The 16,253-nt window shown below is 41.7% G+C and carries 18 protein-coding genes; 14 read left to right on the plus strand and 4 right to left on the minus strand.

The features are described from left to right. Nucleotides 1–110 precede the first annotated feature (110 nt). Entirely contained in the window at nucleotides 111–1,817 is a 1,707-nt protein-coding gene (locus ACP14V_RS09245; protein WP_136567461.1) for a sodium:solute symporter, read from the plus strand. A gap of 48 nt (nucleotides 1,818–1,865) precedes the next feature. Here ACP14V_RS09245 and ACP14V_RS09250 read toward each other — a convergent pair whose 3' ends face one another. After that, a complete protein-coding gene (locus ACP14V_RS09250; protein ID WP_272611016.1) occupies nucleotides 1,866–2,720 on the minus strand; it encodes a DUF2911 domain-containing protein in 855 nt (284 codons plus the stop codon). A gap of 153 nt (nucleotides 2,721–2,873) precedes the next feature. On the opposite strand from ACP14V_RS09250, the gene ACP14V_RS09255 reads away from it, so the two are divergent. The 10 genes from ACP14V_RS09255 (at nucleotide 2,874) to ACP14V_RS09300 (ending at nucleotide 10,336) form a co-directional block, all read left to right on the plus strand. Then, the gene (locus ACP14V_RS09255; RefSeq protein WP_272611017.1) at nucleotides 2,874–3,371 is read left to right on the plus strand and encodes an SRPBCC family protein; all 498 of its coding nucleotides are present in this window, start codon (nucleotides 2,874–2,876) and stop codon (nucleotides 3,369–3,371) included. Further along, nucleotides 3,371–4,684 carry a cryptochrome/photolyase family protein gene (locus tag ACP14V_RS09260; RefSeq protein WP_272611018.1) on the plus strand — a complete coding sequence of 438 codons (1,314 nt, stop codon included), beginning with the start codon at nucleotides 3,371–3,373 and terminating at the stop codon, nucleotides 4,682–4,684. The genes ACP14V_RS09255 and ACP14V_RS09260 overlap by 1 nt, the downstream gene beginning before the upstream one ends. 97 nt (nucleotides 4,685–4,781) lie before the next feature. Continuing rightward, nucleotides 4,782–6,209, plus strand: a complete 1,428-nt coding sequence (locus ACP14V_RS09265; RefSeq protein ID WP_272611019.1) for an amidohydrolase — start codon at nucleotides 4,782–4,784, stop codon at nucleotides 6,207–6,209. Nucleotides 6,210–6,211: 2 nt separating this feature from the next. Continuing rightward, nucleotides 6,212–7,096 carry a VOC family protein gene (locus ACP14V_RS09270; RefSeq protein WP_272611020.1) on the plus strand — a complete coding sequence of 295 codons (885 nt, stop codon included), beginning with the start codon at nucleotides 6,212–6,214 and terminating at the stop codon, nucleotides 7,094–7,096. A gap of 4 nt (nucleotides 7,097–7,100) precedes the next feature. Then, nucleotides 7,101–8,108: a pirin family protein gene (locus ACP14V_RS09275; RefSeq protein ID WP_272611021.1), complete on the plus strand. Its 1,008-nt coding sequence runs from the start codon at nucleotides 7,101–7,103 to the stop codon at nucleotides 8,106–8,108. Between the two features lie 133 nt (nucleotides 8,109–8,241). Continuing rightward, entirely contained in the window at nucleotides 8,242–8,580 is a 339-nt protein-coding gene (locus tag ACP14V_RS09280; protein WP_272611065.1) for a metalloregulator ArsR/SmtB family transcription factor, read from the plus strand. Continuing rightward, a complete protein-coding gene (locus tag ACP14V_RS09285) occupies nucleotides 8,567–9,019 on the plus strand; it encodes an SRPBCC domain-containing protein (protein WP_272611022.1) in 453 nt (150 codons plus the stop codon). The genes ACP14V_RS09280 and ACP14V_RS09285 overlap by 14 nt, the downstream gene beginning before the upstream one ends. Next, complete coding sequence (locus tag ACP14V_RS09290) at nucleotides 9,016–9,513, plus strand: SRPBCC family protein (RefSeq protein ID WP_272611024.1); 498 nt, start codon at nucleotides 9,016–9,018, stop codon at nucleotides 9,511–9,513. The genes ACP14V_RS09285 and ACP14V_RS09290 overlap by 4 nt, the downstream gene beginning before the upstream one ends. A gap of 12 nt (nucleotides 9,514–9,525) precedes the next feature. Then, nucleotides 9,526–9,906, plus strand: a complete 381-nt coding sequence (locus ACP14V_RS09295; RefSeq protein WP_272611026.1) for a DoxX family membrane protein — start codon at nucleotides 9,526–9,528, stop codon at nucleotides 9,904–9,906. Nucleotides 9,907–9,919: 13 nt separating this feature from the next. After that, nucleotides 9,920–10,336 (plus strand): SRPBCC family protein, encoded by a 417-nt coding sequence (locus ACP14V_RS09300; RefSeq protein WP_272611028.1) that lies wholly within the window; start codon nucleotides 9,920–9,922, stop codon nucleotides 10,334–10,336. Between the two features lie 4 nt (nucleotides 10,337–10,340). On the opposite strand, the gene murA is transcribed toward ACP14V_RS09300, so the two are convergent. The 3 genes from murA to ACP14V_RS09315 all read right to left on the minus strand — a co-directional run bounded on the left by murA (nucleotide 10,341) and on the right by ACP14V_RS09315 (nucleotide 12,683). Continuing rightward, nucleotides 10,341–11,648, minus strand: coding sequence for a UDP-N-acetylglucosamine 1-carboxyvinyltransferase (gene murA, locus ACP14V_RS09305; RefSeq protein ID WP_272611030.1), 1,308 nt, complete (start codon nucleotides 11,646–11,648; stop codon nucleotides 10,341–10,343). Between the two features lie 15 nt (nucleotides 11,649–11,663). Beyond that, nucleotides 11,664–12,311, minus strand: a complete 648-nt coding sequence (locus ACP14V_RS09310) for a DUF4290 domain-containing protein (protein WP_136567450.1) — start codon at nucleotides 12,309–12,311, stop codon at nucleotides 11,664–11,666. An 84-nt stretch (nucleotides 12,312–12,395) separates the two neighbouring features. Continuing rightward, nucleotides 12,396–12,683: a DUF493 family protein gene (locus ACP14V_RS09315; protein WP_136567449.1), complete on the minus strand. Its 288-nt coding sequence runs from the start codon at nucleotides 12,681–12,683 to the stop codon at nucleotides 12,396–12,398. 85 nt (nucleotides 12,684–12,768) lie between these two features. On the opposite strand from ACP14V_RS09315, the gene ACP14V_RS09320 reads away from it, so the two are divergent. Genes ACP14V_RS09320 through fmt form a run of 3 tightly spaced genes read left to right on the plus strand, consistent with a single transcriptional unit; the run spans nucleotide 12,769 to nucleotide 16,167 of the window. Further along, nucleotides 12,769–13,332: an AAA family ATPase gene (locus tag ACP14V_RS09320; RefSeq protein ID WP_424987216.1), complete on the plus strand. Its 564-nt coding sequence runs from the start codon at nucleotides 12,769–12,771 to the stop codon at nucleotides 13,330–13,332. Then, nucleotides 13,332–15,227, plus strand: a complete 1,896-nt coding sequence (locus ACP14V_RS09325; RefSeq protein WP_272611032.1) for a RecQ family ATP-dependent DNA helicase — start codon at nucleotides 13,332–13,334, stop codon at nucleotides 15,225–15,227. The genes ACP14V_RS09320 and ACP14V_RS09325 overlap by 1 nt, the downstream gene beginning before the upstream one ends. Continuing rightward, the gene (gene fmt, locus ACP14V_RS09330) at nucleotides 15,205–16,167 is read left to right on the plus strand and encodes a methionyl-tRNA formyltransferase (protein ID WP_409557943.1); all 963 of its coding nucleotides are present in this window, start codon (nucleotides 15,205–15,207) and stop codon (nucleotides 16,165–16,167) included. Before ACP14V_RS09325 ends, fmt begins: the two co-directional genes overlap by 23 nt. Nucleotides 16,168–16,253 lie beyond the last annotated feature (86 nt).

The raw sequence follows: 16,253 nt of genomic DNA on the forward strand, positions 1-16,253 counted from the left end.
TATGGAAACCAAGTTCGATTGGAAAAAGGAATATACTGTGGTGGTTGCATTGAACGCAGTGTATATCCTTATTTTTTATTTCATCATGATACTAAATAATTAAAACCTTAATGGCCTTATTAGATTGGATCATTCTTGGCAGCACATTGCTCTTTATTGTTGGATATGGCGTTTGGAAAACCCGCGGCAGCCAAAATGTTGATGACTATGTTCTGAGTGGCAATGATGCCAAATGGTGGACCATTGGTCTTTCGGTAATGGCAACCCAAGCCAGTGCCATAACTTTTTTGTCAACCCCGGGACAAGCATTTCATGATGGAATGGGATTTGTCCAGTTTTATTTTGGACTCCCGCTGGCCATGATCGTCATCTGCTTGGTATTTATCCCCATCTATAAAAAACTAAAGGTCTTTACTGCCTATGAAATGCTCGAGGGAAGGTTTGACCTAAAGACCCGTACGCTCACCGCCTTCCTTTTTTTAGTACAGCGTGGACTCGCGGCTGGTATTACCATCTTTGCACCATCTATAATTCTTTCGGCTGTGTTGGGTTGGGATTTACGCACATTGAACATCATCATAGGTATTTTGGTCATCATTTATACCGTGTCTGGGGGTACTAAAGCAGTAAGTGTTACCCAAAAACAGCAGATGTTCATCATTATGATGGGAATGTTCTTTGCCTTTTTCTTCATCTTGGGTTCTTTCCCTACTGATGTTTCCTTTGATAAAGCATTAAAGATTGCAGGGGCCAACAATAAATTGAACATACTGGATTTTACCTTCGACACCAACAATAGATATACCTTTTGGAGTGGAATTACTGGGGGATTCTTTTTGGCCTTGGCCTATTTTGGAACAGACCAAAGCCAAGTGCAACGCTATCTCTCCGGAAAATCGGTTCGGGAGAGTCAATTGGGATTAATTTTTAACGGTATCCTTAAAATCCCTATGCAGTTTTTTATACTATTGGTGGGCGCCATGGTCTTTGTTTTTTATCAATATAACCCATCTCCCCTTAATTTTAACCCAGCTGCCACCCAAGCCGTAATACAATCAGAATATCATAATGACTATAAGGCTTTGGAAGAGGACCATCAGGAACTCGAAATGGAGAAAAGAATTGCTCAAAACGCCTTTTCCGCTGCACTGGAATTAAAAGAATACAACGCCATTCAACAGGCCAAACAGAACATTATTAAGATTAATGAAAAGGAAAGGGCCAGTAGGGACACCGCAAAGGAGCTAATTTCCAAGGCAAGCACCACGGTGGAAACCAATGATAAGGATTACGTGTTCATTCATTTTATATTGAACAACCTCCCTACCGGGCTTATAGGACTGCTTTTGGCCGTTATTTTATCCGCTGCCATGTCTTCAACAGCTTCCGAACTTAATGCCTTGGGAACCATTACCGCTTTGGATCTTTACAAACGAAATGATAAAAAACCCAGGGATGAAAAGCATTATCTAATGGCAACAAAAGGGTTTACGCTTCTATGGGGTATTATTGCCATTGCCATTGCATGTGTGGCCAGTCTTTTTGATAATTTAATCCAACTGGTGAACATTATCGGGTCCATATTTTATGGAAATGTATTGGGTATTTTTCTTTTGGCGTTCTTCTTCAAGTTTGTAAAAGGAAACGCTGTTTTTGTAGCAGCAATCGTTACACAGATAATTGTGATAATTGGTTGGTACATGGACTGGATGTCCTATCTGTGGCTCAATGCATTTGGTTGTGTACTGGTCATTGTGCTTGCATTTATAACCCAAGCGTTCGATAATTTTCTGGGGAATTCTCCAGCAAAGGCATAAAAAAAGCCCGCTCGTATGAAGCAGGCTTTTTTCGAATAATCTAAAATTTTACTCAGTTTCCCATTCTTTCAAGGAATCCTTGTTCATTTTTACGTAATCTTGATTACCAGCAGATTGAGCTGCTACCAGAGATTTCTTAGCTGCCTCTATGGCTCCCTTTTTATCGCCCAATTTGGCATAGATCAAAGACTGGACACGTGTCATCCAATAGGTACTTCCATCTCCCATGGAAACTGCCTTGTCTATCCACTCTTTGGCTTTGCCCATGTTCATGCCTTCACTATGATAGTAAGAAGCAGCGGCGAAATAATCGTTGGCCGTTAAATTACCGGGGGTTGCCATTGCTGCCTCAATACTCGCTGTAGCCTTGGCCACGGTAGGTACCACAAACTTTACCCCAACATATACTTTTTCCCAAAGTATGCCCAAAGCACCGCCGTTGTTATGAAGGTCGTCAATGGTCATGGTAAAGGTTTCAATAGGAACAGGCATAGGGTACACTTCTACCTTTACTGTAGCCGCAACTTTGGAAGCATCCCATTCTTGTGGAGTACCCCAATTTTCAGTATCAGAATAGAAAATTACTTCCCAAACAGCTTCTCCCGGCTTGGTATAGATGGCATAAGACCCTGCTTTTAATTCTTTCCCTTCAACAACAACATCATCACTGAAAGTAATGGTAGAGTTCTTGTTTGCTCCAGTTCTCCATAGAGCATCATAGGGAACCAAATCACCAAAAATGGTTCTGCCGCGCATTGAAGGTCGGGAGTATTCCACTACCACATTGGTAAGACCTACGGTCTGTTCCAATTTAGACGCAGGACTAGGTGGTGGGCTTTGTATCTGCGCTTCCAAAGAAACTGAAAGCATAGCCACAAATAATAATAGTGCAAATTTTTTCATAGGAATAGTGTTTTAAATTGTTAGTGGAACAAAGCTAGTTATAAAGAAATGTTGTATTTGTTAACAAATCCTTAAAGAATATGACATCCAATATTTGTTTAACTTTAATGCAAATTTATTAAACATTTTGTATTTTTGTTAGGACTCTAATGATTGTGTATGTATCAACTAAAGGCCACACAGATATTGCCTATTTCAAAAAAAGAGGCTTGGGAATTCCTATCCAATCCAAAAAACTTGAAAACCATAACTCCCCGCCATATGGGATTCCATATTTTGGATGGAGCCGATGGTAAAATGTTCCCAGGGCAAATTATTCAATATAAAGTAAAGCCATTTCCTTTCGCCAATGTTAGATGGGTCACTGAAATTACCCATGTAGTGGATAATGATTATTTTGTTGATGAACAACGTTTTGGTCCTTATGTACTCTGGCACCACAAGCATTTTTTAAAGGAAACCTTGAACGGAACCGTTATGGAAGACATTGTGGACTACAAACTACCATTTGGGCTTTTTGGTCGATTGGCTCATTTCATGTGGATAGAAAAACAATTGAAGCATATTTTCAGGTACCGTGAGGAAAAGCTAACCCAACTGTTTGGTAATGTTAAGGACACCAAAAACTCAATATCGACCAAACGTATTTAATGGCAAAAACTGTGACTATATTTTGGTACCGCCGCGATTTAAGGTTAGAAGACAATGTGGGATTGTATCATGCCCTTAAAAGCGAGAACCCCGTACTTCCTATATTTATTTTTGATGCGGAAATACTGGATAAACTACCCAAAGACGATGCCCGGGTTACTTTTATTCATGAACAGCTTCAAAAAATCAGGGAAACTTTGCGAGCCAAATTTCAAGGAAACCTTGCCCTTTTTCATGGAAATCCAGTGACTATTTTTAAAAATCTCATTTCTAGCTATGCAATAGAGGCCGTCCATACCAATCACGACTACGAACCGTACGCCCTAAAACGAGATACTGAAGTAAAGACATTACTGGACAAGCATGGGATTGGATTCAGCACCTATAAAGATCAAGTAATATTCGAAAAAAATGAGGTGGTAAAAAATGATGGAGACCCCTATGTAGTGTATACTCCATACATGAAACGTTGGAAGGAAAGTTTCAATCCATCCAAACATCTGAATATGCACGATTCGTATGCATTGCTTCGAGAAGGTATCTTTAAGAATGTTGATTTACCAAACCTAAACCTGTCCGACATTGGGTTTTCCAAATCAAGTATTAAAGTCCATGACTATAATATCGCTCCAGAATTCATACAACAGTACGAGGAGACCCGGAACTTCCCTGCGCTGGAAAAGGGCACATCCAAATTGGGCCCACACTTACGGTTCGGTACGGTCTCTATCCGAAGAATGGTGCAAAAAGCAATTTCCGAAAAAAACGAAGTATTTTGGAACGAACTTATCTGGCGGGAGTTTTTCATGCAAATCCTGTGGCACTATCCACATACCGTCAATAAAGCGTTTAAACCTAAATATGACCGTATTTTATGGCGCAACAATGAGAACGAGTTTGAACTTTGGAAATCCGGGAATACCGGCTATGCCTTTGTGGATGCCGGCATGAGGGAACTCAACACCACAGGCTTTATGCATAACAGGGTTCGCATGATCGTAGCTAGTTTTTTGTGCAAGCATTTACTCATTGATTGGCGATGGGGAGAAGCCTATTTTGCTGAAAAATTATTGGATTACGAATTGGCCAGCAATGTTGGCAATTGGCAATGGGCTGCCGGAAGCGGTGTAGATGCCGCACCGTATTTCAGGATTTTCAACCCTATGACCCAAATTGAAAAATTCGACAAGCAGAAAGAGTACATTTTAAAGTGGGTCCCAGAATTACAGAAACTTACCTATCCTGAAAAAATGGTAGATCACAAAATGGCCAGAGAGCGCTGCTTAAAAGTTTACAAAGAGGCGGTGGGTTAATCCTTTTTCAGTATTTTTAGTATCCGTTCAATCTCTTGGGGTTTTAATCATTAATCCTAGGTGATTGAAACATTTAACCGACTCAAACATTTTGAAAATGAAGAAAATTGCAACCTTGCTCCTTTTGGGTTTCATTTCGTTGAACCTTTCCGCACAAAAACTTACATCAAACAAAAAGGCGATTATCGCTTCCGTGGAACACCACAAAGATAACTTGATCAAGATCAGTGATTCTATTTGGGCCTTGGCGGAAACCGCTTTTGAAGAATCAGAATCTGCTGAAATTCTGGCCAAGTACGCAGAAAAAAACGGGTTGAAGGTCACACGGGGCGTCGCGGACATCCCCACAGCCTTTACAGCAACCTATGGATCCGGAGAACCTGTGATCAGTGTTTTGGGTGAGTTCGATGCCCTTCCGGGTCTGTCCCAAAAAACCGTCCCTACCAAGGACCCTCGTATCGATGGGGCCCCTGGACATGGGTGCGGACATAACATGTTCGGAGCCGCCAGTTTAGGAGCTGCCATCGCCATAAAAGAACAGATTGAAGCGGGAAAAATAAAAGGCACGGTCAAGTTCCTGGGCACCCCTGCCGAAGAAAAATATTTTGCCAAAGTATGGATGGTAAAAGCAGGACTTTGGGATGATGTGGACGTGAACGTAAGCTGGCATCCCGGAGCCAATATTGAGGCTGATGTACAAAGTGGCCTCTCCCTCATTGATTTCATTGTGGAATTCTACGGACAAGCAGCACACGCTTCGGCCGACCCATGGAACGGACGAAGTGCTTCTGATGCATTGGAACTATACACCACTGGAATCAATTATTATAGGGAACATATAAGACCAACTTCCAGGATCCATTACCATATCCAAGATGGGGGTCAAGTGGTCAATGTGGTACCTGATTATTCCAAGATATGGGTGCGCGTTCGCGACCCCAAAAGAAAAGTGATGCTACCTACGTACGAGCAAGTAAAAAAAATGGCCGAAGGTGCGGCAATTATGGCCAATGTAGATTATAAAATCTCATTGGTTTCAGGAATTTATGAAACCTTGGTGAACCGTTCGGGAGGGGAAATCATGCAAAAAAATCTAGAACTCTTGGGTCCCATCACCTATACTGATGATGAGATTGCCTATGGCAAAGCCATCCAAGAGGCCACAGGAAAACCGCAGGTGGGCATGGATAGTAATATTAATCCACTTCTTGATACCCAAGAATTGCCCGGAGGCGGTTCAACCGATGTGGGGGATGTTAGTTGGAATGTACCCAACATCAACCTCAGTGTCACCGTTGCACCCAAAGATACCCCGTGGCACTCATGGGCAGTAGTGGCCTGTGGAGGAATGAGCATTGGTCATAAAGGTATGGTCTATGCTGCAAAAGCCATGGGAATGACCATGCTGGACCTTTTTGAAAACCCCAAATTGGTAGACAAGGTAAAAGAAGAATACAAGACCCGTAAAGGAGACGAAAAATATGAGGCCATGATAGATGGTCCCCCTCCTATTCAAGGACAATAAAAATGAAAAAAATACTATTTGTAAGCCTGCTTCTCGCAGGCTTTTTCAACTTACAATCGCAAAATCTTGATCTTTCAATTTTTGAACCCTTGATGGGCAAAACCTGGAAGGCCGAGGGAACTTGGGGAGATGGTTCCAAATTTCAACAGGAAATCACTTTTGCCTATGATTTGGGTTCTAGCTTGGTGGTAACCAAAAGCAAAGGATTCACCAATCAAGAGCAAACCATTTTTGGACCAAGAAATCATGGGATACGCAAATATGACCCACAAAACCAAACCATAGTTTTCTGGGAGTTTGATGTCTTTGGAGGTGTTACCCAAGGTACAGTTGCCCAAAAGGGAAAAGACATCATTTACACCTATGATTATGGAGGAACCCAAGTAACCGATTATTGGGAATATGTGGATGCCAACACCTATAATTTTACGGTAGGCAACTATAGTGATGGGATCTGGGCACAAACTTATCTTCAAACCCAGTTCAAAGCAGATTCACCCAACTTTGGTTTCACTTTTGACCATTATTCCTTGATTGTAACCAAATTGATGGAAACGGGTGATTTTTATCGGGATGTCTTTGGATTGACCGAGATTCCTCACCCAGATAAAGCTCCAGGTTTTAGGTGGTTTCAAATTCAAGGCAACTCACAATTACATCTTATTAAAAAGGACGTGGATGCTATTGTTAAGCACAAGAGCATGCACCTAAGCCTATCCACTCAAAACTTAGAAGGGTTTATTGAACATTTATTGGCGAAGGACATCGATTTTTATGATTGGCCTGGGAACAAGAGTTCCATAACAGACCGTTCAGATGGAGTAAAGCAAATCTACATTCAAGATCCAGAAGGGTATTGGATAGAAATTAATACAGTAAAGCATTAAACTTATGAGCACCCCTATTATACAAACAATTCCTTTAGGCTTTCCTTGGCAGACCCAAGATCCATTTCTTTTTGCTGTATACCATTTGGACCATTATCCCAAAGGAAATGGCGAAATGGGACCGGAACCAGAGCTCCTCAAAGGAAGAAATATGGGCAGTGACTTTGACCCCACCCTAAAATGGCGTATGTATCATGGCACAACTATACCAGGTTTTCCCTATCATCCCCATCGTGGTTTCGAGACCATAACCATTGTTAATAAAGGTTTCTGCGACCACTCTGATTCCTTGGGAGCCGCAGGAAGGTTTGGCGAAGGCGATGTACAATGGATGACAGCGGGACTAGGGGTACAACACTCCGAAATGTTCCCTTTGCTCCATGATGAAACTGACAATCCTTTGGAACTGTTTCAAATCTGGTTGAATTTACCCAAGGCCAATAAGTTTGTGGAACCCCACTTTAAGATGCTATGGCATGAGGATATTCCCGTCATCAAAGAAGGAAATGCCCAAATAAAGGTCATTGCAGGAAATTATAAAGATACCCTCGCTTTATCCCCCGCACCAGATTCTTGGGCTGCAAATCCAGAAAATGATGTAGCCATCTGGAATATCTTGGTGGAGGCCGATACTGAATATACGTTACCGAAATCAAATTCAGAAGTGACCCGAACACTCTATTTTTATGAAGGTTCCGAGATTTTTATAGGTGATCGTAAAGTAAATTCAAAATTTGGCATCGTGGTAAACCCCGCCGAAGACATCACCATAAAAATTGGGGCTGAAAAAGCTCATTTTTTACTCTTGCAAGGAAAACCCATTGCAGAACCTGTAGCAAAATACGGTCCCTTTGTAATGAATACCGAAGAGGAAATCCAACAGGCCATGGACGAATATCGCTTGACCCAATTTGGGGGTTGGCCATGGCCCTATCCAGACAATGTTCATGAGAAAGATAGAGGCAGATTTGCACTTTATCCTGATGGCTCACTAGTGGAAAAGGAATCGTAATTAGACTTATTTACCTGAAATAGAACAACAACCTTCCCTAGACGCATGCAAAATTTTCAAGAATTACTTGCGTAGTTAAATAGCTACACGTATATTTGTAGTCATATAGCTTCATATTTTAAATTTCTTCATGATGAAATTGAGACGAGATCCATTCCAAGCCATTGCCGACCCAACACGTAGGGCCATATTGGTCCTACTCACATCACAAACCATGACCGCTGGGGCCATTGCGGAAAACTTTGATGCGGCTCGGCCTACCATTTCCAAACATCTTCAAATCCTTAACGAATGTGATTTGGTCAAATCTAATCAACAGGGTAGGGAAATCTTCTATGAATTGAAGGTTGACAAGATGCAGGAAATTGACAGGTGGCTGGAACAGTTCAAAAAAATCTGGGAAAACCGTTTCGATAATCTGGACAGGTATTTGGCCGATCTCAAAAACGCAAAAAAGAATGGAAAACACTGAACGTAGACAACTATCAATCTCAAGAACCCTCAAAGCTCCCATTGAATTAGTGTGGGAAGTATGGACCACACCCGAGCATATTGCACAATGGTGGGGACCCAATAGTTTTACCAATAGCATACAGCAAATGGATGTTCGTGAAGGTGGTGAATGGAAACTGACCATGCACGGGCCAGATGGTACCAACTACCCTAACCGAAGTATTTACAAGGAAATTGTTCTCCACAAAAAAATTGTGTTTGAACACTTCAATCCACATTTTATTACCACCGTTGTCTTTGAGCCCAATGGAGAGGAAACTCACATGTCCTGGACCGCGGTGTTTGATTCTGAAGAAATCTTGCAGACCATAATCAAGGCCCACAAAGCTGATGAAGGCATGAAACAAAACATCGCTAAACTTGAAAACTACATATCCAAATTAAAACCCTCTCTATGAAGACCAATCTCTTATTTGATTTTACCGTAAACAAGCAAAACAGCAGTGTACATGTAAAGCGGGAGTTTGCCGCTGAACAGGATGTGGTATGGGATGCTTTCACAAAACCAGAAATCCTTGACCAATGGTGGGCCCCACAACCATGGGTGGCCAAAACCAAGTCCATGGTGTTCGAAGTAGGTGGAAGACGCCTTTATGCCATGTGTGGCCCTGAAGGAGAAGAACATTGGGCCGTGGCCGATTTCACTTCTATTTCGCCAAAGACCAACTTTCAGTATATGGATGCCTTCTGCGATGCAGACGGAAACATCAATGACGAATTTCCAAGATCTAACTGGAATCTGGATTTTGTGAATCAGGGAGATACCACCTTGGTGTACATTACCATCAAACATAAAAACTTGTCCGATCTGGAAAAAATAATCGAACTTGGTTTCAAGGAAGGCTTTACCATTGCTTTGCAAGGGTTGGATTCCATATTGTCAAACTCATAAATCATCGTAACCATGAAACAAAAAATCATCACTGTTGTCAGTGTGCTGTTCGGCCTGATGTTCATCAATGCAGGATTGAACAAATTTTTCAACTACATGCCCGTTCCCGAAGACCTTCCGGAAAGTCTAATGCAAATGATGCAAGCCATTATGACTATGGATTGGTTGATCCCTCTTGTGGGTCTTGTGGAACTTGTAGGCGGCATGCTGTTCCTTTTTAAAAAGACCAGGGCGCTTGGGGCCATTGTCATTCTTCCCGTAATGGTTGGAATATTATTGATCAATACCGTTACAGACACTTCTGGACTTCCCATAGCGCTTCCCTTATTTGCCATCAACCTTTGGGTAATCATTGAAAACTGGCCCAAATACAAACCAATGTTCCAATCCTAAACCAGCTGTAAACATGGATACAACACCCATTACAATAGACGTCAACATTACTACAACTTTAGATAAGGTGTGGAATTTTTACACCAAACCAGAACATATTACCCAGTGGAATTTTGCCGATGATAGTTGGCATTGTCCATCCGCAAAAAATGATTTGAGGAAAGGCGGAAAATACATAGCTCGAATGGAAGCCAAGGATGGCAGTTTTGGGTTTGACTTTGAAGCGGTTTACGACGAGGTCGTTCCTCAAAAGAAAATTGCCTTCACTTTAGAGGACGGAAGAAAAACAATCGTCCTTTTTGAAGAATCCCACAAAGAAACCAAAGTCACCATAACCTTCGATGCTGAAAAAGAGAACTCTCTGGAGATGCAAAAGAATGGCTGGCAGGCCATTCTAAACAATTTCAAGAAGTATACTGAATCCCATTGAGGTTTTAGACCCTTACGATTTTAGCCCCTATGGCGCGTAAGCGTTCATCAATGTTCTCATAACCACGGTCTATCTGCTCAATGTTGTGGATCGTGGAAGTCCCTTTGGCCGAAAGTGCCGCTATCAATAGGGAAACCCCTGCCCTAATATCGGGGGAAACCATGGTAGTGGCCTTTAAGGTCGATTTAAAGTCGTGTCCAATCACTGTGGCCCTGTGGGGATCACAAAGAATGATTTTTGCCCCCATGTCTATCAACTTGTCCACAAAGAAAAGTCGGCTTTCGAACATTTTTTGATGAATAAGCACCTCTCCTTTGGCTTGCGTGGCCACAACAAGAAGAATGCTCAACAAATCAGGTGTAAGGCCTGGCCATGGTGCATCGGCAATCGTTAAGATAGAGCCATCTATGAAATTTTGGATTTCATAGCCTTTATCGTGTTTGGGAATAAAGATGTCATCATTCTTACGCTCCACCGTTATGCCCAACTTACGAAACACACTGGGAATCAACCCTAAATTGTCCCAACTTACATTTTTTATGGTCAGCTCACTTTGGGTCATCGCCGCCAGTCCGATCCAACTTCCTATTTCGATCATATCGGGCAACATGGTGTGTTCTGTACCTCCCAGTTTATCAACCCCTTCTATGGTCAAAAGGTTAGATCCAATTCCTGAAATCTTGGCTCCCATTCTATTCAGCATTTTACACAATTGCTGAAGGTAGGGTTCACAAGCTGCATTGTATATGGTGGTGGTGCCTTCTGCAAGCACAGCGGCCATGACAATGTTGGCTGTTCCGGTAACCGATGCTTCATCCAAAAGCATGTAGGTACCTTTCAGCTTATTGGCTTCCACACCATAAAAATATTCTTCCTTATTGTATCGGAATTTTGCCCCCAGTTTAATAAATCCTTCAAAATGGGTGTCCAAACGCCGTCTACCTATTTTATCGCCTCCAGGTTTAGGAATATACCCCATGCCAAATCTGGCCAACAAAGGTCCAACCAACATGATAGAGCCTCTAAGACCTCTACCCTCTTCCTTGAACTTTGCTGATTGCAGATACTCTAAATTGACATCATCTGCCATAAATGAATAAGACCCCTTTCCTTTCTTTTGGATTTTTACACCCAAATCTTCCAAAAGGGCAATAAGCTTATTTACATCTACAATATCCGGGATGTTGTGAATCGTGACTTTTTCACCGGTCAAAAGTACGGCACAAAGAATTTGTAACGCCTCATTCTTTGCCCCTTGGGGTGTAATCTCACCATGAAGTTGATGCCCACCCTCTATTCGAAATGTTCCCATGGATTTCTTTGGAGTTTAGTACCTTTTTTTTCTGTTGCGCTGCCCCTTTTTGCTTCCGCCTCCATTTCTGTTGGATTTGGCCTGTCTGTTTTTTAGGAACTGCCCGCTCTCAGTTAGGTTTTCCCCATCACCAGCTAAATCGATTTCACCATTGCTAAGCTCTTTCAAGTGACCAAAAATAGCCGCATCTTCCACGGTATCTTTGTTCCAAGTGAGGTAGCATTTTTTCATGTGGTTGGCTATGGCATACTCCAATCCGGAACGCATATCACCTTTTTCCCATTTTACGGCCACATCAATCATTCTTTTGATATTGTTTCCATAAAATCGATACTTCGGATGGTTTTGAGGATATTCCAAAGGTTCTGGCCTTTGTTGTAGCACTTCCTTGGATGTAATGGGAAACGGAGAGTCCACATCCAATTTAAAATCGGACATAATGAACAATTGATCCCAAAGTTTATGTTGAAAATCAGGCACATCTCGCAAATGGGGTTGAAGATTTCCCATAACACTGATGATGGCCTTGGCCTCCTTATTGCGCTCTTCTCTATCCGCTATGGAAACCGCATGATCCACCATTTTTTGAAAATGACGACCATATTCTGGAATAAAGAGCTTTGGACGCTCTGTATTGTATTCTAAATTCTCTACTACGTTCAAATTGAAATGTTTAATGAAATTAAATTATCGGGAAGTCTATCCGATAACGTCTGCAAAATAATAAAATTATGGCAATCTGTGGTTTTATAGGGAAATTATGCCTTCCACGGTCGATACTTCTTTGTATTTGGCTATCACTTCGTCCGGGTCCTTCATGTTTACAGTGATGGAAACGCTTGTATAGGTTCCTTTTTTAGACTTCTTTGACTCGATCACGGCTCCGGTATTATCAAAAATGGCATTGATTTCCTCTATACGCTTTTCATCTGTTGGCACAATAAACTTGAACAAATAATTGGATGGCCAGCTTGTAGTTTCCAACAGTTGGTCTTTAAGTCGCGCATAAAACTCATCCGTGTTTTCTTTCTCCATCCTTTTTTTTACAAATATATGGCTTACTGCCCAATTTTTTTTCCATTGACTGATTTCATTACTTTGTAGTCGTAAATTAAAGTGTTTGGGCAAGAACAAAGTAGTTGTTACAGGAGCTCCGGGAACAGGAAAAACATCTATAATCCATGGTTTGGAGCAAAGAGGATTCCATTGTTTCCATGAGATCATTAGGGATATGACCTTCAAGGCAAGGCTAGAGGGCGATGGAGATACACATGTCTCCAATCCCTTGGTTTTTGTTGATGATGCCTTGCAATTCAACAAGGATTTGCTCTATGGAAGGGCAGAGCATTACCAAAAATCCCTCGAAATGGATGTCCCTCTAAGTTTTTTTGACCGCGGCATCCCAGATGTGCTTGCTTATATGGACTTCTTTGGACAACCTTATGGAAAGGAGTTTTTGGACACCTGTAGGCTTAACAGGTATGATACCATTTTCATTGTTCCGCCTTGGCAGGAAATCTATGTGTCGGACAATGAACGCTTGGAAACTTTTGAAGAGGCGGAGAACATCCATGATGCCCTGATTAATACGTACACCCAATTTGGCTATAACCCCATTGAAGTGCCAAAAGATGCAGTCCCCAATCGGATTGATTTTATTTTGGAAACCCTTAATCAACTTTAGTGCAAAAAGAAGCAACAGTTATTTTAAAGGAATTCTGGGGCTATGATGATTTCAGGGGATCCCAAAAGTCCATTATTGATGCAATCTTAAGCGGAAATGATGTGTTGGCGCTGATGCCAACAGGTGGAGGAAAATCGCTTTGCTACCAAGTTCCAGCAATGACCATGGACGGGCTTTGCATTGTAGTTTCCCCACTAGTAGCTTTAATACAAGACCAAGTAAAGCAATTAAAGGCACGAGGCATTAAGGCCATTGCACTAACCGGCGGCATTCCTTTTGAGGAACTCAACGACCTTTTGGACAATTGCCTGTTTGGCAATTACAAATTCCTCTACCTTTCGCCGGAAAGACTGCAACAATCCATTATTCAGGAAAGGATCCAAGAAATGAACGTGAACCTTATTGCCATTGATGAGGCCCACTGTATTTCGCAATGGGGAAACGATTTTAGACCTGCTTATTTGGATTGCTCCATACTCAAAGAGTTAAAACCAGATGTTCCCACTATTGCCTTAACAGCTACTGCCACGCCCCAAGTAGTTGATGACATCATCCAAAACTTGAAACTCGATAGTGCCGCCATTTTCAAGGATTCGTTTTCAAGGTCAAATATTGTCTTTAAGGTAAAACGAACCGAGGACAAGTTATATCAATTAAAAAAGTATATGGGCAAATTTCCGGGAAGTTCTATTGTTTATGTCCGTTCACGAAAGATGACCCAACAGCTCTCGGAATTTTTGAACCGGAATGGCGTAAAGGCTGCTTTTTTTCATGGAGGCATTACCAAAACAGAGAAGGAGGAAAAGCTCAACCTTTGGTTGGAAGGAAACATCAACACCATGGTGGCCACCAATGCTTTTGGTATGGGAGTGGACAAACCTGATGTCCGTTTGGTGGTACACTACCAAATCCCGGATAGTCTGGAAAGCTATTTTCAAGAGGCAGGAAGAGCAGGAAGGGATGGAAAACCTTCAACCGCCATTATTTTGACCACATTGGAAGACCAAGAAAGGGCAAAGCAGCAATTTCTTTCCAACTTGCCGGATGTAGCTTTTGTAAAGAATGTCTATTCCAAGTTGAACAACTATTTTCAGATTTCTTATGGAGAGTCCCTAGAAGAACCTTTGGAATTTAGATTCAATAAGTTCTGTAAACGGTATGACCTTAATCCAAATACCACATATAATGCACTGAGAATCCTGGACCAAAATTCCGTTCTCTCCCTATCGGAAAACTTTAAGGAAAAAACCCTGTTGCAATTTGTAGCATCAAAAGCGGGTATTTTTTCTTATCTGGACAAAAACCGTACCTCTGCACCAATTATACAGACCATTCTCCGGACCTATGGAGGAATAACGGAATATGAAACAAAAATAAACCTGCATCTACTATCCAAGAAAACCGGCAAGAATGAAAAAGCATTAAAAAAACTCTTGAAACAATTACAGGACGATGGTATTGTAAAATATCAGAACAATACAAGTGATTTGGAAATCAATTTTTTGGTTCCAAGGGAGGATGATCACACCATAAATCCCTTTGCCAAGAAAATTCGTGAACTCAATGCTGTGAAACAAGGCAACATGGAGGCCATGCTGGGTTACGTCCAGAACAAGAAAATTTGTAGAAGCATTTATCTTTTAAAGTATTTTGGAGAAAATGCGAAGGAAAAGTGTGGCACATGCGATATTTGCACTAAAGGGGACAAGTTAAAATCCCCTGTGAAATTGGAGGAAAGAATCTTAGCCCTTTTAAACCTTGGACCAAGTACCTCCAGAAAGTTGGAGAAAGCCACTGGGGCAAGTGAAAAGGATTTATTGCAGGCTCTACAGGGTCTTTTGGAAGATGAAATGATTGTTTTAAACCATATTAATGAGTATGCCATCAGAGAGTAAATTACGAATTGTTTTTATGGGCACCCCAGATTTTGCCGTGGCCAGTTTTAAAAGTATCCTTGAAGCGGGTTTTAAAGTTGTAGGAGCAATCACAGCTCCTGACAGACCTGCTGGCAGGGGACGAAAAGTGCAGGCATCAGCAGTAAAACAATTTGCTCTGGAACATCAAATAAAGGTATTGCAGCCAACCAATTTAAAGGATGAATCTTTTTTGGAAGCGCTACGGGAGCTAAAAGCTGATTTACACGTAGTGGTCGCTTTTCGGATGTTACCCAAAGTAGTATGGCAAATGCCAAAATATGGCACGTTTAACCTGCATGCCTCGCTCCTGCCCCAATATAGAGGTGCAGCGCCCATCAATTGGGCCATTATCAACGGGGAAACAGAAACAGGGGTTACTACATTTTTTATAGATGATAAAATAGACACAGGGAGTATCATCCTACAAAAGAAAGAAGACATACTTCCTGAAGACAATGCAGGGACATTGCACGACAGGTTGATGGAGGTAGGAGCCAGTTTGGTGGTGGAAACCTGCCAGCAGATAGTTTCCGGTACAGTGAAGCGTTTGCCCCAGAAGGAAACTGTAGACCTTAAACCTGCGCACAAAATCCATAAAGAAACCTGCCGTGTGGATTGGGAAGCACCATTAGAGGAAATACATAACCTTATCCGTGGCTTAAGCCCTTACCCTGCCGCATGGACCCATTTGGTGAACCATGGCAAGGAAGAGGCCATAAAAATATATGAAACCCAGATAGAGTCCAAAATCCACAAACAACCAAACGGGCAGCTTTTGGTTGAAAAAAAAGCATTGAAGGTTGCCGTGAGTGGCGGTTACCTGCACATTTTGGAATTGCAACTTCCAGGGAAACGAAAAATGAAAGTTTCTGAAGTTTTAAATGGTTTGAACCTGGATGAAAATGCACACCTTCGCTAAACCCCTACAGGTAAAGGGCTGGGAAAAATCCGTTGTTTTTTCTGACTTTATCAACAAACGTTTCAAGTTATCAACAAAAACCCCTA

The sequence above is a fragment of the Flagellimonas alvinocaridis genome (genome assembly GCF_965248585.1).
GTDB classification, from domain to species: Bacteria; Bacteroidota; Bacteroidia; order Flavobacteriales; family Flavobacteriaceae; genus Flagellimonas; species Flagellimonas alvinocaridis.